This is a genomic window from Calothrix sp. PCC 6303, from assembly GCF_000317435.1.
Classification (GTDB): Bacteria; Cyanobacteriota; Cyanobacteriia; order Cyanobacteriales; family Nostocaceae; genus PCC-6303.
The window spans coordinates 3,544,540-3,567,059 of the sequence record NC_019751.1; the positions used below are offsets into that span (position 1 = coordinate 3,544,540).

Below are 22,520 nucleotides of genomic sequence, written 5' to 3' on the forward strand. Positions count from 1 at the left end.
TCTTCTTTTCACCAATAACCCAGTTACCTAGGTGAAAGATGAAAATTGTCATTGCGACGCAAGGAAGCAATCTCAAAATCTTCTTTTCACGACTGTCGTGGTGCAGCGAGGAATAGGGTTTCGGCTCCGTTCAGCCCACAGCCTTGCTTATGGCGTTGAGCGAAGTCGAAGCGCGACATTTACCTCCATTCCCCCTGTAAGGTGAAAGCTGCCCAATAATAGGGATTACGCCACTCCTTACCCTGCCACATCTGCAACTGTGCCTCCCGCAAAGCGACAGCCGGAGACTTACCAGCCAACACCGACTTATAAAATATCGGCATCAACTCTGATGTCCCCTTATCGCTAACTTTCCACAACGACACCACAGCCCGTTTAGAACCTGCATACATTAACCCCCTTGTCAATCCAACTAAACCCTCCCCCTTGGTATCCTTACCCAAACCTGTTTCACAGGCACTCAACACCACCAACTCGGCAGCCCAATCCATATTAAAAATGTCCCCCAGACGTAGATAACCCTTTTTCTCGTCCACAGGTTTACCATCTTTATCAACCTGTGCCAGCGCAATCCCTGATAACTCAGGTCTTTCGGTATTTACAAAGCCATGGGTAGCAAAAAATAAATGCCGATATTGCTTGAGTGTAGGATTAGTGGCAAAGTTGTAATTAGCATCAGCACCAAATGCATGTGTTTTTTGGTCTGATGACAAAGATTTGAGCATTGCCTCAGCTTCGATGCGGGTACCTGGCAAAGGAGGTAGTTTCTCAGAGTTTTTGATGACTTCTTGCGGATTATCACTAATTTCGGGTCCAAGGGCTTCGAGTTTACCTTGGGCTTGTTCTGTGGTAAAAAATGGATCGGCAAGTACAGCTAGGGTTTTGGGTGAGAGTAGACGGTTATTTAGGTGTTTGCGTTGGGTTTGAATAGCTGTAATTGAGGGAAGGTTAACAATTTCGTGGTTAACCAGTAGCGGTTGGTAAGAACCTCTCTCCAAACCTCTCTCCTGCAAGGAGAGAGGCTTTGATTCCTCCCCTCCCTGCAAGCGAGGGGTTGGGGGTGGGGTTCCAGGATCTGCTAGTGCCGCAAATGGGATATTCTGCAAGGCACCATCAGCGACGATAACTAACCGCTTTTTCCCCAACTTGTTAGCCACAGGTGCGAGAATCATTTGACTCAGTTGGGAAGCTGGTTGATTGATATCATCAGGATGATCTTTACCGTACGGAGTATTGGCAGTAAGAATGACATCTCGGAAGTTTTCTACTGCTTTTTCAATAACCTCACCTTTTGCTAGTTCATAAGCTTGAACCGAATCGGGTGTAACTAACCAGAGATAGCTGCGTTCTTTACCGAGGGAATATTGCAGGAGGATGGTGTCTTTATCGAGTTGTTGCTGAATTCCCTTTAATTCCAGGGGTTGAGGATATTTAAGTGCCGCATATTCTGGGCTTTTAGTCAATATTTGGGTTTTTAATTGTTGTTGTTGGTTGATAATGTCGGCAATTTCATCCCCTAATTTATCTGCTGTGGTTTTAGCGACATCATTACCTTTTGATGTGCTGAGGATGTCGATTCTGGCTTTTTCTTTGCCGTTGAGTAATTGCTGTAAACGTTGTTCTTCTGCAAGAAGTTGGGGATTTGCACCTTTGCGGATATTTGCCCCAGCTTCGGTGAGTAAGTCTACAAGTCCTCTAGCGCGGGATGCTTCGCTGGTGTTGAGTGCTAATGCGTCGTAGCCTTTTGATGGTTGTTTTTTGTGGAGTTCCATCAGTAAGTCGATTTTGAATTTGTAGTAGTTTTGGACTGTGGCGAAGTAGGATGTACGTAAGTCTGGGTTTTTGACGTTGCTGCGGATGCTTTCGACGATTTTAATAGCTTCGTCGATGTTGGTAAGGGCTGTTTCTAGTTTTCCTAGTTTGCGTTGGTTAATGGCGATTTGATAGTTAACTTGAGCTTCTCCTATTTTATCTTTTAAAGTCTGCCGTAATTTTAGTTCTTCATTGAGCGTATTTATGGCTTTCTGGTGTTGTTGTTGAAAACCATAAGCTATACTAATTGTGCTTAAAGTTTCTGCTTCTTTAATTTTTAAATCTGACTTCCTGCACCTATCTAGCACTTCATTATAGCTATCTAGAGCATTTGTATAATCGCCTTGTGCAAGATATATGCTACCAATGATTCCAAGAGACGCAATTTCTTGAAAAGAATTTTCATGTTTTTTCGATAATTCCAAGGCTAGATTAGCAGACTTAAAAGCTTTGGTATAATCTTCTTTATCACGATATATTCTTGCTAGTCCATAATGTATACTTATTTCAAGATTATAATTTTCTTCGTTTAATAATTTAATAGCTTGATTATAAGATACAAGTGCATCATCTAGTTTTTCATTTTTTTGATAAACTCCACCCATGTAGAGAAGGATTCTAGCTTGTTGAGCCTTGTTATCAAGTTTTCTGTAAATATCTAGCGCTTGATTGTAAGTTCTAATGCTTAATTTACTATCACCTAATGAATTGTAGAGCAATGCAATATTACCAAGGGTGCGAGCTGCTGCTTTAGGGTTTTTTGTTATGGAACGCTCAATTTCTAAAGCTTGATTATAAGCATCTAATGCAAGCTGATAATCTCCTTGTTGGATGTAAATATCACCTTTTTGGTTAAGAGTTGATGCTTCTTCGTCCTTTTCACCGGTTTTACGGTTAAGTTTAAGTACTTCTTCCGTATATTTTAGTGCTTGTTGGTTATTACCTAGAAAATTTCGATAGATACTGACAATCGATCCAATACTTAAAGTCTCTAAGGTTGTCCACCCAGCTTCATGGAAGAGTAATTTTGCTTTTTGGTAGTATTCAACTGCTTTTTCGTAATCTCCCCGTGAACTATAAATACTGGCAATATCATTAATAGTTAAACCTCGATCAACTAATGTACCTTTTGTTGATTGTATTTCCAACGCTTTATTTAAATATTCTAGAGCCAAATCATGTTTACCCAATTTCCCGTGAAGAGAGCCAATGCTTTTCAACATTTCAGCTTGTCCTAAAAAATCTTTTCTTTCTCGATAGATTTCTACGGCTTGATTATAGTATTTAAATGCCACTTCAGACTGACCTATTAGAGAATTTATGAAAGCAAGAGAATTCAGAGTATGAGCTTCTTTTACTTGGTCTTTATAGGTAGTGCGATAAATCTCTAATGCTTGATTAAGGAAATGCAGTGCATTCTTCGTCTGTCCTAATCTCATATAGACACGAGAGATAGAAGATAAATTTATAGCTAAGTAACGAAATTGTTTCTGTGTCCGAAAGCTTGATTCTGCTCGCTTCAAATAATCAAGTGATTCTTGTGTTTTTCCCATATTGTTATAGGTATCACCAATCATACTGAGTACAATTGCTTCAAATAAAGGTTGATTTAACTCCTGCCATATTTTTAATGATTGGTTATATAAATCTAGTGCTTGTTGATATTCTGAGAGAAAAACATTAACCAAACCTATTTGCATTAAAATTTCGGCTTCCTCTCCTCGTAACCCAATTTTCTGAGCAATTTTCAATGCTTGTTGATATTTTTCAATTGCCTGTAGATATCCTTCCCTAGTCCCTTTCTTTTGTAATTCTTCTCCTTCTTGATAGAGCTTTACTTGTTCCTGATATCGCTTTTGCTTCTCTCCACTCAACGGAACCGACGGATTTGGTACAGTCTGCTGTGCTATTTGCGACTGTGCTAATGTTACGCTTGCCCCTACCGATTCCGATACTAAAACCACGCTAAGTAAACCAATCAAACTGTAACGGGTGAATTTTGCTAGAAAATAACTTAAATTAACCCTGTTTTTCTTGCACTGTGCCATTTTCACGCCTCAAATAGTAATTATCTCCATAAGAACTGCACCGTATTTCTACGGTTGAGTTAATAAACTATATTTTTGCTGTTCAGGAAATATACTGTTTTACATATTGGTTACTTTAAAGCCAAAGCGAAGAGGAAGTAAACCTGGTTTCAGTTTTTGAAACAAGATTTAGATCCCCGACGATGAGGTATTTGTCATTGCGACGCAAGGAAGCAATCTCAAAATCTGCTGTTCATGACAGTCTTGGTGCGGTGAGAAACCAGGTTTCACCAGCTTGGTAAGCAACCATCAAACACTAAAACTTAAAGAAACCTGGTTTCCTGTACAAACTAATCAACCCGCAACAACCTTATCCTCCAAGATAAACTGGGTTGAACAGGACTTTTCGACTTCGAGGAAACCCGGTTTCATTAGTCAGAGTGAAAAATCGTGATGTTGAATGTGGAGAAACCGGGTTTCTGGCGGTTGCTACAAGACTATGTTTGATAAAATTGACTTGTCCAAGTTATCGGATTTGCAATCTATCAGTGACAGAAGAAACTAGAGGAGAGATAGCAAGAAGACTCGCTATAGAACTTTCCTTAAGAACAGAAATTTATCAAAAGAGGGAAGGACAAGGTTTTAAAACCTTTGGTGAGTTTAAAAGGACAATTGGTGTGGCAGGTGCAGGACAAGCTTGGCACCATATTGTTGGACAAACAACTGCTAATTTACAGAAATTTGGTGCGGAGGCAATTCATAATACTGGTAATTTGATTCGCATTGAGCATGGGAAAGGTTCTATTCATCAGGAAATAACTAATTTTTATAATTCTGTACAGCCAGAAATTACTGGTTCTTCAAATATTACGGTTAGGGAATGGCTTGGGAATCAGTCTTTTGAGGAACAGCAAGATTTTGGAATTAGAGTTATTAAAATTTTTGGAGGGAGTTTATAATGCTGACTATCGATTTACAATCAATCTTAAATTCGATTCCAAATGAAGTGAATTGGCAGAATATTGTCGAGTTTGAAAAACTTGATGAGCGTGTTTCTATTGCTAATGAAGTTTGCGCGAATCTTGTTGGTGTGAATGATGGGTTTATTGAATGGTGTCCAAATGAGGAACCTGCTAGCCATTTGGAAACTTTGCTTTGGTGGTGGGTTGTTCGTCCTGATTTAGGTGCGGCTATTGCGAGGGAAGCACCCCAAGAGTTGAAGGAGATTATTAGTCAGTATATTTTAAATAATTAATTTCGATTAGAATCTGGTGGTAGTTTAATCCTGCGTCGGAACAGGAAACCCGGTTTCATTAGTCAGAGTGAAAAATTGTGATGTTGAATGTGGTGAAACCAGGTTTTTGAGATGTTGGGGTTGCTGGGTGTAGATGAGAATCTGGGTGGGTGGCGAGAAACTCAGTTTCTGAAGTTGATTGGTTTGCGACTAATATTCCCCAATAGCGCAGCTTTCTGATATTTTGAAGTAATCACCAGAGGTAGAGCGCCAGCATTACCATGGCGGCGCATTAAGGAATCAAAATGCCGGAAAATCTTAAAAGTCAAGTCGTAACACAGGGAGTACAAAGATCCCCAAATCGGGCGATGCTGCGTGCTGTTGGTTTTGGGGATGAAGATTTTAATAAGGCGATTGTGGGGATTGCCAATAGTTATAGTACGATTACACCCTGCAATATGGGGATTAATCAATTAGCACAACGTGCTGAAATTGGTGTGCGTGCTGCTGGGGCAATGCCGCAAATGTTTGGCACCATCACCATTAGTGATGGGATTTCCATGGGTACTGAAGGGATGAAATATTCCCTCGTTTCGCGGGAAGTGATTGCTGACTCCATCGAAACCGCTTGCACAGGACAAAGTATGGATGGTGTGTTGGCAATTGGGGGTTGCGATAAAAACATGCCCGGAGCGATGATAGCGATCGCACGCATGAATATACCCGCTATTTTCGTCTATGGTGGCACCATCAAACCTGGACATTATGATGGTAAAGATTTAACTGTTGTCAGTTCCTTCGAGGCTGTAGGGCAATACAGTGCCGGGAAAATAGACGACGCTGAACTCACAGAAGTTGAGCGGAATGCCTGTCCTGGTGCGGGTTCCTGTGGGGGGATGTTCACGGCTAACACCATGTCTTCAGCTTTCGAGGCAATGGGAATGAGTTTACCCTATTCCTCAACTATGGCAGCCGAAGATGCCGAAAAGGCAGATAGTACGGAAGAATCGGGAAGGGTATTGGTAGAAGCCATCCGCAAACAAATTCTGCCCCGGCAAATCATCACCCGCAAATCCATCGAAAACGCCTTAGCTGTAATTATGGCAGTGGGTGGATCGACAAATGCCGTTTTGCACTTTTTAGCGATCGCGCACACAGCAGGTGTCAAACTGGTACTAGATGACATCGAAACTATCCGCGCCCGTGTCCCCGTTTTGTGCGATTTAAAACCCAGTGGCAAGTATGTCGCCACCGATCTCCACAAAGCTGGTGGTATCCCCCAAGTTATGAAAATGCTCCTAGCACACGGACTAATTCACGGCGATTGTCTCACCATCACCGGACAAACCATCGCCGAAAGCCTTGCAGATATACCAGAAACACCATCACCAAACCAAGATGTCATTCGCCCTTGGGAAAACCCCATGTATAAAGAGGGACATTTGGCAATCCTGAAAGGCAACCTTGCCAGCGAAGGTTCAGTCGCCAAAATTACAGGTGTGAAAGTTCCTAAAATATCAGGTCCTGCACGGGTATTTGAATCAGAAGAAGATTGCCTCGCGGCAATTTTGGCAAAAAAAATCAATCCCGGTGACATTTTAATTATCCGTTATGAAGGTCCTAAAGGTGGTCCCGGAATGCGGGAAATGTTAGCACCTACTTCGGCAATCATTGGTGCAGGTTTAGGCGATTCCGTCGGATTAATTACCGATGGCAGATTTTCTGGTGGTACTTATGGGATGGTTGTGGGACATGTTGCCCCAGAAGCAGCTGTTGGTGGTAATATCGCCTTGGTGGAAGAAGGTGACACCATCACTATAGATGCCCATTCCCGTTCATTAAACTTGCATGTAGACGATGCAGAATTAAGCCGCCGTCGTGCTAATTGGCAACCTAAACCACCCCGTTACACCACTGGAATTCTAGGTAAGTATGCAAAGCTGGTATCTTCTAGCAGTTTAGGTGCAGTAACCGACTTGGATTTATTTTCCTAACTCAACTTTCGGCATTTGCTGAATTGGATATGAATTTAAAAATGTAGAGAGGTAGCAATGCTACCTCTCTACAGGTATTTAGAGGATGTTTGAAAAGTCTTTTTGTGAGTAGCTAAACGTTTTAGATCCCCCTAAATTCCCCTTTTTTTGGCGAAGCCTGAAAGAGCTTGGGGGTTGTGGGATCTCTAAATTTAACTATAGATAAAAATCAATCATAACAATTAGTTTTCACCCGCATAAGGATCCATTAGAGCAAGTATCTATTAATTGTATAGCTGCCTTATTTATTTTTATGACAATAGAAGATACTCTATTAATAATAATTAAATAACAATTAAATTACAAATTGCAGATATGCATTTTCCTAAAGCAACCGTTGCCATCAAACAGCAACACCTGACCTTGCTGCAAATTTTATGGAGATTTCATGACTAATTTTCTACTTGAAACTGTTTGGCTAGTTCCCTGCTATGCCTTAATTGGCGGACTTCTTGCATTGCCTTGGTCTCCAGGGATTATAAAACGAACTGGACCAAGACCAGCAGGTTACATCAATCTGGTTTTGACATTTCTGGCATTTGTTCATTCTGCCTGTGTTTTACCAATCACCTGGAACCATCTGCCACATGAAATATCTATACCTTGGTTGAATATAGCTGGTTTAAACCTGTCGATAGATTTAGAAATCTCCTCATTAAGTGTTGGGGCAATGGTTGTTATTACTGGCTTAAATTTGCTGGCACAAATTTTTGCCATCGGCTATATGGAAATGGACTGGGGTTGGGCACGCTTTTATTCTCTGTTAGGATTATTTGAAGCTGGATTATGCTCCTTGACATTATGTAATTCTTTGTTTTTCAGTTATGTAGTTTTGGAAGTTCTAACTTTAGGAACTTACCTACTAGTCGGACTTTGGTTTAGTCAGCCCTTGGTTGTCACAGGTGCAAGAGACGCTTTCTTAACCAAACGGGTAGGAGACTTATTTCTGCTGATGGGAGTTTTGGCATTATGGTCACAAGCTGGAACTTGGAACTACACTGATTTAGCGGAATGGGCTACTACTGCCAACGTCAACCCAACCTTGATCACATTAACCTGTTTGGCACTAATTGCAGGTCCCATGGGTAAATGCGCTCAGTTTCCCTTGCATTTGTGGTTAGATGAGGCAATGGAGGGACCTGTTCCCAGTACAATTTTACGGAATTCAGTAGTGGTTGCTAGTGGTGCTTGGGTACTAATTAAACTGCAACCTGTTTTCAGTCTTTCTCCCATGGCTAGTTCAGCAATGGTAGCTATCGGTGTCGTCACAGCAGTGGGTGGATCATTAATTGCCATTGCCCAAATTGATATCAAGCGTTGTTTATCTTATTCTGTTAGCGCATACATGGGTTTGGTGTTTATCGCTGTTGGTACACAACAGGATGAAGCTGCCCTGTTATTAGTTCTCACCCATGCTTTAGGTTCAGCCCTTTTAGTTATGAGTACTGGTGCCATTGTCTGGAACAGTATTACTCAAGATGTGAGCCTTTTGGGGGGACTTTGGTCACGTCGCCCAGTTTCGGGAATAGCATACATTGTAGGGACTCTGGGATTAATTGGCGTTCCACCATTAGGTGGTTTTTGGGCGCTATTACAATTAGCATCAGGACTTTGGACAACCCAACCTTGGCTTGTGGGAGTCATTATAGTCGTCAACGCCTTAACAGCCTTCAGCTTAACTAGAGAATTCAGTTTAATCTTTGGTGGTCAATCTAAGCAAATGAGCGATCGCTCTCCTGAGGTAAGCTGGCAAATGGCGTTACCAATGATGATTTTGTTAGGTTTTACTCTCCATCTGCCTTTGGTGTTACAAAGCCTATCGCTACTACCAACTTGGGCAACTGTCAACAAAGATGTTGCATTGTTATTAATTTGGTCAAGTATTTTTGGATGCAGCATTAGTAGCGTTATTTACTTAGGCAATGTCATTCCCAAACCAATTCGCTTCCCTTCCAAACCAATCCAAAACTTACTCGCATACGACTTTTACACCCCAAAACTCTACAAAATGAGCATAGTTTTAGGTGTTGATATGATTTCAAAGCTAACAGATATGATTGACCGGTTCATCATTGATGGCATTGTCAACTTAGTTGGTTTAGTCTCCATATTGAGTGGAGAAAGTCTCAAATATAGCACTTCAGGAAGAACTCAATTTTATACATTCACCTTGTTAATCGGAGTCAGCGTCTTAGGAATGTTAGTAACTTGGCAATACTGGGGAGATAATCTTTTCAATTTGATATTTTAGTTTCATCACCAGCAATAAACATTTAGAAAAACCAACAATGTAGAGACGAGATATGTCGCGTCTCTCTAAATATTCCTGTATCTCCCATTCCTCTCTATTCTCAAACTGGCAACAATAACTAACAACTTTTTGGATATCCTCACAATATGCTCAGTACTTTAATTTGGCTACCGATAATCGGAGCCGCTATTATTAGTTTATTGCCCCGTGCCATTCCTGCTATCAACATTCGTCTGACAGCCATAACTATTGCTGGCTTAGTTCTAGCTTGGAATATATATCTCCTGTTTCAATTTGATATTTCCCTTCCAGGAATGCAGTTGCAGGAATCTTTACCTTGGAACGACACCCTGGGTTTAAATTATAAATTAGGTGTTGATGGACTTTCCATCCTCATGCTGTTCTTAAATAGTTTACTTACCTGGATTGCAATTTATAGCAGCAACCAACAAACAGAACGCCCCCGACTTTTCTATTCCCTCATATTACTGGTAAGTGGAGGAGTTGCAGGTGCATTTGTTGCCCAGAATTTATTACTTTTCTTCCTATTCTACGAACTCGAATTAATCCCTTTCTATCTCCTAATTTCCATCTGGGGAGGTGAAAAACGATCCTATGCGGCGATGAAATTCCTAATTTATACCGCAGTTTCCGGAGCCTTAATTCTAGCGACATTTTTGGGTACAGTTTGGCTGACTGGTGCCACTGATTTTGATTACAATACAATCTCAACTCAAGCCCTATCAACAACACTGCAAATCGTTTTACTTGTCGGCATCATCCTCGGTTTTGGCATCAAAATTCCCCTAGTACCCCTACACACTTGGTTGCCAGATGCCTACGTCGAAGCTTCAGCCCCTGTAGCTATTCTTCTAGGTGGGGTATTAGCAAAATTAGGAACCTATGGACTCTTACGATTTGGGATGGCAATGTTTCCCGATGCTTGGAGTATTCTGGCACCTAGTTTAGCAACTTGGGGAGCAATCAGTGCCATCTACGGAGCAGTTACCGCCATTGCTCAAAAAGACATCAAACGCATGGTTGCCTATAGTTCCATTGGTCACATGGGCTATATATTATTAGCAGCAGCAGCTAGTACATCCCTCGCGTTGATTGGTGCGATCGCGCAGATGTTCAGTCACGGTATTATCCTCGCCATCCTCTTCCATTTGGTGGGAGTTATCGAAGCCAAAGTTGGAACCCGTGAACTAGATAAACTCAACGGTTTAATGAGTCCCATACGTGGTTTACCCCTAACCAGCGCCTTACTAATTCTAGGAGGTATGGCAAGTACAGGTATTCCGGGAATGACTGGATTTATCGCCGAATTCATCGTATTTCAAGGTAGTTTCTCCGTCTTTCCCATCCCAACACTATTATGTGTAGTCGCCAGTGGCTTAACAGCAGTTTACTTCGTCATTCTCCTCAACCGTACCTGCTTTGGCAAACTTGATAACAAATTAGCTTACTACCCCAAAGTTCTTTTGTCTGAACAAATTCCAGCATTAATTTTAGCAATCATGATTGTCTTCTTAGGAGTACAACCAGGCTTTTTAGTGCGTTGGAGTGAACCAACAACAACAGCAATAGTTGCCGCTATTCCTCCAATGGAAAAAACCATCACCGCTCAAGTAGCTCTGAATAATTAGACATTTCTAGAAATCCTTTGCAGAAAATTATAACTTTGTAGAGACGAGACATGTCACGTCTCTCCATATTTTCCATATTCTTCATCTTCATTAAAAACCATCAACCGAGAGCAAATCAAAATGGTACAAACTCCCAACAAAACTGAAGCTAAATTACCTCCTTCCACCCATGAATTTGCCGAAGTCATTCATCGCTTAGAAGCAGGTGGTGCAATGTTACCCGATACGCCAGAAAACTTAATGCAAATTATCGGTTTGTACAAAGCTTATGCAGTACCGATGGATTTCTACTGGCGCGACTTATTATATATTGCAGAAAGGGTATTTTTAAACCCATTTGCGTTTTTTAAATACTTCATTTCTCCAGAATATTTAGAACGTCACAATCATTATGCTGGTGATGATGCTGATTTAAGAGTTTGGCGTGGTGAAGCAACTGCTCATCCAGAACTATTAGAATTTATGGAGAAGGGTGAAACCTTCAAAATGCCTAAAATATTGCATCACTTATTCCATGACAGAATCAACATGGAATTTGCTGAAGCTTGTATGCGGGCAATGCTTTGGCATCGGGGAATGGGTGGAAAATTTGACCCTTATTTAGATACTGAAGAATATAAAGCTAACGCTGATAGAGCAATCAAAGCTTATTTCCAAGGCAATCCATTCATGCTAGGACTTTACAAACTGTTTCCAGATATGTTTCTAGAACAGTGTCGTCAGATGTCTTACTACTCCAATTTGGGACTATTCTGGGAAGTCATGGCTCCCGTATTTTTTGAAATGTCAGATTTATATGACGAAGGGAAAATTACCAGTGTCCCAGAAGCCATGAATTTTTTGGTAAATGGAATTTTTGCAGTTGCCAATCGTCCAATTTATCATCATGTTTATATCCGTGGTGAATGCTACGAAATTATTCCCAAATCAAAAGGATTTGTCTGGCTTCACGAAGCTGCATTACCTTATGTGGAAGCTGTTTTTTACCGTACTGCTCCCTTTAGAGGCACAAAATCTTATAATGCTCAAGCAGGACAAGTACCAACAGATCAAAAAGACTTTCACTACGGAATTCTCTATGCAGATGTATTTCCAGTTGGTACCGCAGGCATTCCACCCACACTGTTGATGCAAGACATGTTACATTTCTTGCCACCATATTTGATTGACTACTATAAGCAATATTGCCGAGGAGAAGAAGATACATTGATTCAGTTAGGAATTAGTTTCCAACGTTCAATGTACTGCGTCACTTCTGCCGTTATTCAAGCGTTGCGGACTGTGCTTTGTCACCCTTTAGATGACCCAGATCCTGAGCATTTACAAGCGAATCGAGACTTTTTTGAATCTCAATTAAATCGTTTTACTCGTCCCGAATATGGCATTCGTGATGCTGCCCGTCTAAATGATATTCAAAGGCAAGATTACCGATAGAAATATGAGGTGAACTAATACCGATTCAAAAAAAATCAAACACATAGACAATCTGTAGGGGTAAAGCGCATTGCCCTGAATAAGGAAAAACTCAATTTAAGCCTGCCTTCGCAGGCTTTGTGCGTGTAGCCCCAGGCTTTAGCGGGGCTTTAAAAAACAAATTGGAATTTTTTTGACTTGTGTGTACACCCCAGCCCCACAAGCGGGGTAGGGGGTGGGGTTCATGTGTTGCAATCATTTTTAAATTGGTATTGCCCTCTGATTCCATCACCTACGCAAACCAACACAAGCAGACACCGCAGGACGAGAATTTGGTATCACGCTAGGAGCTTCAGCTACCAAGTATAAATCTCCATCAGCACCCCTAACTATCGCTTGAGCCTCCACAATCCTGTTTTCAGGTGGCTTTTGCGCCATCAAACTATCTGGAATTGGGTTTACTGGAACATTAGAGTTAACTTCACCAAAACTAGCAATTGTAGTTAAATCAAGATAACCTGACATCGTATTTACAACCGGATTCGATGGGATACTGCCATCTTTACCAGTGACAACAAATCTACCTAAGGGTTTTTTACCCCTACCACACAGTTGATCAATTTGATCGCTTTGATCTTTTAACCCTTCAGGTAACTCAATTAAGCCTTTACTGGGGTCAACATCCGGAAGATTAATTTCTGTAGTCCCATTTAAAGATGGATTTGCACCTGTAGCAGTGATGTCACTTTCAGGGGTTGGGGAATTTCGTGCTTGAGTACCAAATATTCCTTCAGCATTAATTTTGACTCTACCACCCCGAAAATCAGTGGAATTAGCGTTGATATCGCTATTTTCAAAGGCAGCAATAACCCCTGCATCAATGTTGATGTTACCACCGATGACGTTTTGTCCTTGGGCATTGGTGGTGATATTGCTGTTGCGACGAAGGATTAAAGCATCGGTGTTGAGATTGATAGTTGCTTGTTCTCGGTTGGTGTCCTTGTTAGGACTGCGGGTGTTAGCATTAAGGGAGGCTTTGTTGTCTAGACGGATGCGATCGCTATTTATGGTGAGGATGCCTGCATTACCCGTTCCTAAACTATTGACAAATACCCCAGCGCGATCGCGTACAAGTAAATTTTGGGTTTTTATCGTTAAATCGCCTGCATTCCCACTTGAGCCTTGATTTGCAGCAGATATTAAACCACTAAAAACACTACCATCAACAGATGTACCAACTAATTCTATGTTTTTGGAAGCATTAACGGTTAAATTTCCTCCCTTACCCACAGCAAAAGTCTCTGCACTGACTACTGCCCCATCTCGTACAATTAAATCTTGAGTATTAACAATACCTTCGCCAAAGTAAGAGGATGAAGAGGAAGAGGTAGGGCGTTTCGTAGTAGAGTTATTGTCTCTCACAACGACAACTCAAAAACCACTATGTGCGCCCATGTTTGACATTTTATCATTGTTACAGTGCTTCCTGCCGCAGATAAATGCTACAACGATGAAGCAATTGAACCAAATAATCTTGGCAATGTTAGCGATGAGCGGGCGAGTCACTATGTTGGGAATTTCTCGTTGGACAGGTAGTGGTGGTAGTTATCGGACGATGTTGAGATTTTTTCATACGGTAATCCCTTGGGCGACATTGTTTTGGCTATTTTTCCGCAAGCATTTGTTCCGTGCAAATGAGGTTTATTTGCTTGCAGGAGATGAAGTTGTAGTAAGTAAATCTGGGAAAAAAACTTATGGGTTGGATAGATTCTTTTCCAGCCTAGTAAGTAAGCCAATATCAGGGCTATCTTTCTTTACATTATCATTAGTAAGTGTTGAACAAAGGCACTCATTTCCGATTCAAATAGAACAGGTAATAAAGAACGATATAGAAAAAAGTAGTGTATCGCCAAGACCAGAAATAAAAGCCAAAGAAAAACGTGGACGTGGACGACCAAAAGGGAGTAAAAATAAAAACAAGACCGAAGTAATTCTCACATCTGAATTACTCAGAATTAAGAAGATGATTAATGAGCTAGTCAAGCTGGTAGCTAACTTTATCCCACTGACTTACTTAGTCTTAGATGGTCATTTTGGAAACAATAATGCTTTGCAGATGGCTCGACAGGTCAACTTACATATAATTTCCAAGTTACGCCACGATTCAGCATTATACATACCTTACCAAAATCCTGACCCTAATCATCGTTCACGCCGTAAATACGGAGATAAACTAGACTGGCGTAATATTTCTGATGAATATTTGCGTCAAAGTAGTATCGAAGAGGATATCCAAACCGATAGTTACCAAGCTACTTTACTGCACAAAGAATTTGCCCAGTCCCTGAATGTAGTTATTTTGGTGAAAACAAATCTGAAAACTAATGCTCGCAGTCACGTAATTCTGTTTTCTAGTGACCTAAAGTTGTCATCTGAGAAAATAATTGACTACTACAAACTACGCTTTCAGATCGAGTTTAACTTCCGTGATGCCAAGCAATTTTGGGGATTGGAAGACTTTATGAACATCGGTCAAACTGCGGTGACTAATGCTGCTAATCTAGCATTCTTTATGGTTAATTTATCTCATCATCTTCTCGCTGATTTCCGCATCCTGAATCCTGACTCCGGCATTATTGATCTTAAGGCTCATTATCGTGGCTTTCGATATGTCCATGAGATCTTAAAAATGCTTCCAGAAATCCCTGAGCCTATTTTATTAACCCGGATTTTTGCCAAGCTTACTTCTTTAGGGCGTATTCATCACGTTTCTACGGGCGTTGAATCCTCTTAATTTGGCAGAGGTATTGATTAATCGTTAAGTTTCCTGCATTTCCTGTTGAGTTGCGTTGAGCAGAAGCATATAACCCACTTGTAAGAAGACCATCAGCAGACTCACCAATTATTTGAACACGATTTGAAGCATTGACTGTTAATTTTCCCCCATCCCCCGCACCAAAGGTGCCAACACCCACCTGTGCGCCATCTCGTACAAGTAAATCTGGGGTATTAATTGTTAAGTCTCCTGCATTTCCAGTTGCATCTGATTCAGCAGAAGTACCCAAACCACTGCTAAGAAGACCATCAGCAGAAGTACCAATAACTTGCACACTACCAGAGGCATTGACACTTAAATTTCCTCCTTTACCTGTACCAGCTGTAGCAGCAAGCACCCGTCCCCCATCACGGACTAATAAATCTGGGGTATTAATTGTTAAATTTCCTGCATTTCCAGTTGAGAAAGGTTCAGCAGAGGCAGTTACAATACCACCCAATTGAACCCTTTTAGAAGCATTGACAATCAAATTTCCTCCCTTACCTGAACCAGATGTACTAGTAGCAATCTGTGCCCGATCTTGCACGAATACATTTTGGGTATTAATCGTCAAATCTCCTGCATCTCCAGTTGAACCTAGTTCACTAGACGAACTTAAGCCAGTCAGTAAATTCCTGACCCCCTCCTGACCAACTAGTTCAACTTTTTCAGAAGCGTTAACAGTCAAATTTCCTGCCTTACCCGCACCAAATGTTCCGGTGTTAACCTGTGCCCCATCCCGGATAAATAAATTTTGGGTATTAATCGTCAAATCTCCCGCATCTCCAATTGAACCTGATTGAGCCGAAGCAAACAAGCCACTGATAAGACTAACATTCTTAGATGTGCCAACAAGTTCAACTTGACGCGAGGCGTTAACAGTCAAATCACCTCCCTTACCTGCACCAAACGTAGCAGCAGATAGCTGCGCTCCATCTCGCACAAATAAATCTTGGGTGTTTATAGTTATATTTCCAGCATTTCTTGTTGAGGGTTTCAGAGTCAAGGCAAACAAACCACTAGGAATAAGACCATCATCAGATGTACCAACCAGTTCTATCTTATCTGAAACATTAACAGTTAAATTACCACCCTTACCCTTACCAAGGGTACTAACCTGAATTCGTCCGCCACTTTGCACAAATAAATTTTGGGCATTAATAGTCAAATTACCACCATTACCAGTAGCATTAGAACTCACTGCATTTCTTATATAGCTTCCTTGTTCTACTTTGATTTCTCTCGTAGCATTAAGGGTGATATCTCCAGCTTTACTATCATCTGTTCCTAAACCTCGCCCAATTCCAGCCAAAATAAGACTTCCTTCCAAAATATCTATATTTCGGGCATTAATAGTAACACTACCTCCACCACCAGAAATTACACTTACCCCAGCGCGATTATTTAGCAACACATCTGCACGTTCTACCTGGACAGGAAAATTTAAACTTAGAATATTACCATCTTGCTGAATTCCAACACTTCCAGGTTCTGCTAATCCTCCTAATTCAACACGTCCACCAGGAGCAAATAAGATTCCACCATCTATGCTTATATTACCGCCAACAAGTAATAAGCTTTTACCTTCATCAACTACTAAACCTGTTGTCAAAGCATTGTTTTTAATCGTTGCATTTTGATTTAATTGGTTAAACCATAATACTGAAGGATTTATCGTCAACAATCCTGGTGCTTCCGGATTTGTAGCGCTAAAAACTCCCTGATTTCCAAACTGTAAACCGTTTGCCGTTGTCCCTACAAAGGAACCTCGAATATCTAAGCTTGCATTCTGTCCAAACAAGATACCATTGGGATTCATCAAAAATAAGTTTGCACTACCATCAACACCCAATGTCCCGAAAATACTCGACGCATTCCCCCCAGTAACTCGCGTCAAAATATTAAATACTCCCGATGGATTGGCAAAATATACCCTTTGCCCGTCTTTGATATTAAACTCGCTGAAACTATGAAAAAGATTACTTCCTCTGGTTGCACCGCCATTTATTTGCTCTGCATTTGAACCTTTGATTAAAACGTTGGAGTTGATTTGTGAAGATTCATTTGCAAGGGTGCTATCAGGTATTATTTGTGCTTGGGTAGGTAGATTCTTAATTAATGCGAAGTTGTATAAAAATAGGCTTGCAAATAAAAGTTTGATTTTATTCATTAGCTAACCTTTGAAGTTGTATATATACGCAGTGATAATGTTAGATATATCATGATTTGATCAGAGTGAAAAAGAGGATAGTCTAAAATATCCACAGGCTAAATGAATAAAGCCTACCTAAGTGCTTAGGCAGGCTTTGTACCAGAGGAAGTTTTGCATCATTTATTTGTTGCAATACTCTTGAAACTTTTATTTAAAAATATATTAGCTTGGTTTCACTACAAATACTGAGCAGTTGGCATCTTCTACTACTTGGCTACTAACTGAACCTTGGACAATTTTCTTCATCCCAGTTAAACCACGACTACCAATGACGATTAAATCAGCATTATGGATATTTGCTAGCCGGATAATTTCCTCTGGTGGATTTCCCATTACTAGTTCAATTGTACTTTCCACTGGTAAATAGCTTTGATAAGTTTGAAGTTTTTCAGTATGGAGATAGGAAAAAGCTACATTTTGGGTATTCGGTACATCATATGGTAATTCCATCTCCGATTGTGCGGGAGGAAATACATGGCAAAGAATAATCTTTGTTTCTTGAGATACCATCAAGTTACACACTGTGTTAATGACTTCCTCGGCTAGTTCGGAATCATCTAGAGCTACCAATATAGAATTGAACACCACTGTTTCCTCCTCAAATGCCAACCTAAGTAAAATCTAAAATGCAAGAGTTGTTATTACTACATGTAAATAAGTTTTTTCTTTATAATCCTCTTTTGAAGCTATGTAGTCTTAAGTTTTTAGTTTGCAGCTATAGATTACTTTTTGATGCAAGTCGAAGAAAAAATTAACAATTTCATGTTGAATTTGGATGCCGATGGTGAATAGCGCTACGCGTTTCTTGGATGCCCGAAAGGGCTATACAGCAGACCCTAAATAATATACATATCTTGTGGAATGGGCAGCGTTCGATGGTTCCTGAGCTTGTCGGAACGAAGTGTACCGGAGGTAAGGACTGAGCGCTCACGCCGAAGTCTTGCCCGTTAATCTAATTTGTACAGGCAGGATGCCTGTTCCACAAAATAAAAACTTGTATTTTATTTAATACGCATTCCTAACAAAATTAGGTGCCTACCAATAAAATCAGTTTTATTTTGTTAAAGATCTTCATCCCGATTAATTTGAACTCGTTGTCTGACAGAATCAGCATGGGAGGTTAAGCCTTCAGCATTTGCTAATATATCTATGGTGCTAGCAATGTTTTCTAAGGCGGTTTGAGAATATTGAATCAAGTTGGAGTATTTGAGGAAGTTTTCTACTCCTAGGGTTGAAGCATAACGTGAGGAACCGGAGGCAGGAAGAATATGGTTTGCTCCTGCTACGTAGTCTCCTACGGCTTTGGGTGTTGAGTGTCCTAAAAAGATTGCTCCAGCATGACGAATTAGGGGTAAAACAGCCCAGGGATCTTCGACGGCTAATTCTAGATGTTCTGGTGCAAACTCGTTGCAAAATTCGGCGGCAGCTTCGAGGGATTCGACAATGACAATTAAACCATTATGGGCAAGTGCTTTTTCGGTGTCGAGACGACGGGGATGATTGACTAATTGTCTTTCTACGGCAACTTGGACGTTTTTGGCGAGTGTTGTGTTAGTTGTCATTAAAATTGCTGCTGCCATGGGTTCATGTTCTGCCTGTGATAACATGTCGGCGGCTACGTGGACGGCATTAGCTGTATTATCAGCAATAATTAATACTTCACTGGTTGTTGTTAGTGTATTAATTCCAACATCTCCATAGACAAGTTTTTTCGCTAGGGTGACGTAGATATTGCCGGGTCCGGCGATTAAGTTAACTTTGGGAATGGTTTCAGTGCCATAAGCTAAAGCTGCGATCGCTTGCGCTCCTCCGACCCGATAAATCTCTTTGATTCCGGCTTCTTGTGCAGCGACTAACAGCCCCGGATTGATTTTTCCGGCGCGGGGTGGTGTCACCATGGCAATGCTGGGAACACCTGCGACTTTTGCGGGAATTGCGTTTGTCAGTACTGTACTTATGGATGAAGTCCGACTACGGGGTACATATAAACCCACCCGCTCAATAGGAGTGTAACGTTTTCCGAAGACAACTTCATCATCACCAAAATGTACCCAATTTTTGGGAACTCGTTGACGGTGAAATGCCTCAATTTGGCGACAAGCAAGTCGAACTGCCTGGAGTAGCTCCCTTGACACTTGTTGGTAAGCTGCGTCCATTTCCGAGGTGGAAATACGTAGTTCTTCTGGCTTGAGAATTTGATGATCAAATTCGGCAGTGTAATACAAAACAGCTTTATCACCTTGGCGCTTTACTGCTTGTAGCACTTCGCGGACTGTTGCTTCTTTATGAAGTACCTGTTCATCACGAGTGCGATCGCATATGCGCTGTAGTTCTGCTTTTACGTCTTGCTGAGTAATGATTCGCAGCATGGAGTTAGGACAATGCCAACTTTCAGAATATTCCCGCCTGAGAACCAATCTGCCTTATTATCCCAGAGGGTATAAAGCTAAATTGAGATCTCTTTTCTAGCTTAACCTGGATTTTTTTGATACTTGGGGGACTTTACAGAATATGGTTAATTCTTTTTGATCCTATATTTTGTGACTTGGTAACTTTTATATCTTCTAATTCTCCCGTTTTCTCAATTCATCTAACTCATTTATGTTCCGATAAAAGATCCGACAAATTGTCATTTATCCTTACCTAAGCCAATTCTACTGCGAGAACATCTTAGGCATATATAGTGAGATCTATTAGCGATTAGCTGTTACCAATTAGCTAGAACACCTATAAATAAGCCTTAACAGCATTTTGAGAAGTTAGTTTTCTAACCCTTCTTAGTATAGTAATCCCTTTTTATTTTTGAACCTATCTATCAGGGTTATGGAGTAGTAAGTATAAACTGTACTGAAGTCTTATTCAATATTCCAGTAAGATTCCTATAGATTCACATCAGATTTTTTTCCACATCGTTTAACTTCCTAATTATATTTGCTTTGCAATTTTAGAGTAAATATATTATTTTTTACTGCCCATACTCAGTTGTCTAATTTTAACTTATTTTTTCCAGACCTGTAAGCTGTTTGCTGTAAATATCTATTTTCCAGGCATAGGCAATAAATACTGGTGTTTTATTATTCCTAATTATTGAGTGTGATTTTATTCCCATAAAATATAACATTTTGATGGAATATAATTATGTAGCTAGATTAAAAAATATCTTCAAAATCAACTACATATTTTCCAGATTTGTCCCGATTTAAGGATGATTTAAGAGAATTTATTTTACTGATGCCCACAAATTAAATCTAAAGATTTAGCACTATTGCTAAAGAATTGAAGTAACAAATAAGTGACGCTTTTAATAGTAATGAATATGATGGTGAATCAAGGATTGCTTAGTGGTACATCAACAATTCCTATAAGATATACCTTCTCAAAATATCCCCAATACAAATAAGGTCATTATACTATGCGACATATCTGGAAGCGGAAACGGCAAAAATCAAAACTTTATCAAAAATTCGTTATACTTTCTGTTGCGATAGCAGTCTTTTTTGGGGGGATATTGCCAAAATTACCGATCGAAAGCCAATCTACCGCTGCTGTTCCTCCTGTTGCAATGCAACTACCACTATCAACCCGTGGAGCAAAAATTGTTGACGCTAAAGGTAAAACAGTATTATTACGGGGGTTAAATTGGTTTGGGATGGAAACTGAATCCCATGCACCCCACGGTTTATGGAAGCGGGATTACCAAGAGATGCTTTCGCAAATGAAAATCTTGGGATATAACGTGATTCGCTTTCCTTACTCCGTAGAGGCATTACGCTCAACAGAGGTTCGCAGTATTGATTATAACATTGGTCGTAATGCTGAACTTCAAGGTAAAACACCCTTGGAAGTGATGGATTTAGTGATTCAAGCAGCCGAAAAACAAGGATTGTTAATTCTTCTCGACAGTCATAGACTCAGCGATAAAAGAATTCCTCCCCTATGGTACGGAGACGGGTTTACAGAAGCAGACTGGATTGATACCTGGAAAATGCTGGCACAGCGCTATAAAAACCAAGCTAACGTAATCGGTGCAGATTTGAAAAACGAACCCCACGGTAAAGCTAGTTGGGGTACATCCAATCTTGCCACAGATTGGCGACTCGCCGCAGAACGGGCAGGTAATGCAATTTTGGGTATAAATCCCAACTGGTTAATCGTAGTTGAAGGTGTTGCAGATAACGTTCCTGGGCAAAAACTTAAGCATCATTGGCAAGGCGGAAACTTAGAGGGTGTTAGACGCTACCCAGTACGTTTATCACGTCGCAATAAACTAGTATATTCACCCCATGAATATGGTCCGGGGGTATATAAGATGCCCTACTTCCAAGAAAAGGGCTTTCCTGGTAATATGCGATCGCGTTGGGAAACTGGCTTCTATTATATTGCCCGTAAACAAATCGCACCTATTTTAATCGGGGAATTTGGTGGTAGAAATGTTGACACAAAATCCACGGAAGGAATTTGGCAAAATCAACTAGTTAAATTTATCGCTGAGAAAAACCTCAGTTATACTTACTGGAGTTGGAATCCTAACAGTGGTGACACTGGTGGAGTTTTGCTAGATGATTGGCAAACTGTAGATGTTCCCAAACAAGTTTTACTGTCGAAAATCCTACCAGTCAAGTTTAATCCTCCATCTATAGCAGTAGTTAATAAGGGTACTACTCCATCTCAACCACCAAAACCTAGCCAACCAATTCCACAAAACTATTCGTTTTCTCCCCTACAAGTCACAACCGAAATAGATTCAGATTGGGAATCAGGATATTGCATGAGTCTCAAAATTAGCAACCCCAGCAACAGTAAAATCCAAAATTGGCAACTTAGATTCAGCATGAATCAAGCTGAAATTAACCAATCCTGGAATGCCAACTTTCAGCAACAAGCAAAAAGTAAGTATATTGTCACTCCCTTAGATTGGGGAAAAGTCATCGAACCCACTCAAGTTAGAGATATAGGCTTTTGTGCCAAGAAATTGGGTAACGATTATCAACCGCAAAAAATTGAAATTATCAAAGGGAATTAAGCAGAGCAGTAAATCCCTCACTCCGCCTGGGATTGAAAATCCCAGTCTCAC

At 40.6% G+C, this 22,520-nt stretch carries 13 protein-coding genes; 8 read left to right on the forward strand and 5 right to left on the reverse strand.

Annotated elements, in window-relative coordinates; genetic code table 11:
- Positions 1–179: 179 nt before the first annotated feature.
- Positions 180–3,860 carry a CHAT domain-containing tetratricopeptide repeat protein gene (locus tag CAL6303_RS14655; RefSeq protein WP_015198586.1) on the reverse strand — a complete coding sequence of 1,227 codons (3,681 nt, stop codon included), beginning with the start codon at positions 3,858–3,860 and terminating at the stop codon, positions 180–182.
- 371 nt (positions 3,861–4,231) lie between these two features.
- Here CAL6303_RS14655 and CAL6303_RS14660 point away from each other — a divergent pair, with 371 nt between their 5' ends.
- From CAL6303_RS14660 to CAL6303_RS14685, 6 genes are all read left to right on the forward strand, one after another.
- Entirely contained in the window at positions 4,232–4,798 is a 567-nt protein-coding gene (locus CAL6303_RS14660) for a hypothetical protein (RefSeq protein ID WP_238993700.1), read from the forward strand.
- On the forward strand, positions 4,798–5,094 hold the full coding sequence (locus CAL6303_RS14665) for a hypothetical protein (RefSeq protein WP_015198588.1): 297 nt from the start codon (positions 4,798–4,800) through the stop codon (positions 5,092–5,094). The genes CAL6303_RS14660 and CAL6303_RS14665 overlap by 1 nt, the downstream gene beginning before the upstream one ends.
- Before the next feature lie 284 nt (positions 5,095–5,378).
- Complete coding sequence (ilvD, locus tag CAL6303_RS14670; RefSeq protein ID WP_015198589.1) at positions 5,379–7,067, forward strand: dihydroxy-acid dehydratase; 1,689 nt, start codon at positions 5,379–5,381, stop codon at positions 7,065–7,067.
- 427 nt (positions 7,068–7,494) lie between these two features.
- Positions 7,495–9,357, forward strand: a complete 1,863-nt coding sequence (locus CAL6303_RS14675) for an NAD(P)H-quinone oxidoreductase subunit F (protein WP_015198590.1) — start codon at positions 7,495–7,497, stop codon at positions 9,355–9,357.
- 146 nt (positions 9,358–9,503) lie between these two features.
- On the forward strand, positions 9,504–11,006 hold the full coding sequence (locus tag CAL6303_RS14680; RefSeq protein ID WP_015198591.1) for an NADH-quinone oxidoreductase subunit M: 1,503 nt from the start codon (positions 9,504–9,506) through the stop codon (positions 11,004–11,006).
- Between the two features lie 120 nt (positions 11,007–11,126).
- The gene (locus CAL6303_RS14685; protein WP_015198592.1) at positions 11,127–12,440 is read left to right on the forward strand and encodes a CO2 hydration protein; all 1,314 of its coding nucleotides are present in this window, start codon (positions 11,127–11,129) and stop codon (positions 12,438–12,440) included.
- Between the two features lie 267 nt (positions 12,441–12,707).
- Here the strand turns inward: CAL6303_RS14685 and CAL6303_RS14690 are convergent, their stop codons facing one another.
- Complete coding sequence (locus CAL6303_RS14690; RefSeq protein ID WP_015198594.1) at positions 12,708–13,841, reverse strand: S-layer family protein; 1,134 nt, start codon at positions 13,839–13,841, stop codon at positions 12,708–12,710.
- 31 nt (positions 13,842–13,872) lie between these two features.
- Between CAL6303_RS14690 and CAL6303_RS14695 the strand changes: the two genes are divergently transcribed.
- Positions 13,873–15,213, forward strand: coding sequence for an IS4 family transposase (locus CAL6303_RS14695; RefSeq protein ID WP_015198005.1), 1,341 nt, complete (start codon positions 13,873–13,875; stop codon positions 15,211–15,213).
- On the opposite strand, the gene CAL6303_RS14700 is transcribed toward CAL6303_RS14695, so the two are convergent.
- The 3 genes from CAL6303_RS14700 to hisD form a co-directional block, all read right to left on the reverse strand.
- Complete coding sequence (locus CAL6303_RS14700) at positions 15,191–17,404, reverse strand: filamentous hemagglutinin N-terminal domain-containing protein (RefSeq protein WP_015198595.1); 2,214 nt, start codon at positions 17,402–17,404, stop codon at positions 15,191–15,193. The genes CAL6303_RS14695 and CAL6303_RS14700 overlap by 23 nt on opposite strands.
- Positions 17,405–17,608: 204 nt before the next feature.
- A complete protein-coding gene (locus tag CAL6303_RS14705) occupies positions 17,609–18,031 on the reverse strand; it encodes a universal stress protein (protein ID WP_085953325.1) in 423 nt (140 codons plus the stop codon).
- A 476-nt stretch (positions 18,032–18,507) separates the two neighbouring features.
- Positions 18,508–19,815, reverse strand: coding sequence for a histidinol dehydrogenase (hisD, locus tag CAL6303_RS14710; RefSeq protein WP_015198597.1), 1,308 nt, complete (start codon positions 19,813–19,815; stop codon positions 18,508–18,510).
- A gap of 1,043 nt (positions 19,816–20,858) precedes the next feature.
- Between hisD and CAL6303_RS14715 the strand changes: the two genes are divergently transcribed.
- Entirely contained in the window at positions 20,859–22,469 is a 1,611-nt protein-coding gene (locus tag CAL6303_RS14715; protein ID WP_015198598.1) for a cellulase family glycosylhydrolase, read from the forward strand.
- Positions 22,470–22,520: the final 51 nt, after the last annotated feature.

Excerpts from the sequence above, each read along its gene's own strand:
- CAL6303_RS14655 (WP_015198586.1), bottom strand. The coding sequence starts at position 3,860 with ATGGCACAGTGCAAGAAAAACAGGGTTAATTTAAGTTATTTTCTAGCA.
- CAL6303_RS14665 (WP_015198588.1), top strand. The coding sequence starts at position 4,798 with ATGCTGACTATCGATTTACAATCAATCTTAAATTCGATTCCAAATGAA.
- ilvD (WP_015198589.1), top strand. The coding sequence starts at position 5,379 with ATGCCGGAAAATCTTAAAAGTCAAGTCGTAACACAGGGAGTACAAAGA.
- CAL6303_RS14675 (WP_015198590.1), top strand. The coding sequence starts at position 7,495 with ATGACTAATTTTCTACTTGAAACTGTTTGGCTAGTTCCCTGCTATGCC.
- CAL6303_RS14680 (WP_015198591.1), top strand. The coding sequence starts at position 9,504 with ATGCTCAGTACTTTAATTTGGCTACCGATAATCGGAGCCGCTATTATT.
- CAL6303_RS14685 (WP_015198592.1), top strand. The coding sequence starts at position 11,127 with ATGGTACAAACTCCCAACAAAACTGAAGCTAAATTACCTCCTTCCACC.
- CAL6303_RS14695 (WP_015198005.1), top strand. The coding sequence starts at position 13,873 with ATGTTTGACATTTTATCATTGTTACAGTGCTTCCTGCCGCAGATAAAT.
- CAL6303_RS14700 (WP_015198595.1), bottom strand. The coding sequence starts at position 17,404 with ATGAATAAAATCAAACTTTTATTTGCAAGCCTATTTTTATACAACTTC.
- hisD (WP_015198597.1), bottom strand. The coding sequence starts at position 19,815 with ATGCTGCGAATCATTACTCAGCAAGACGTAAAAGCAGAACTACAGCGC.
- CAL6303_RS14715 (WP_015198598.1), top strand. The coding sequence starts at position 20,859 with ATGCGACATATCTGGAAGCGGAAACGGCAAAAATCAAAACTTTATCAA.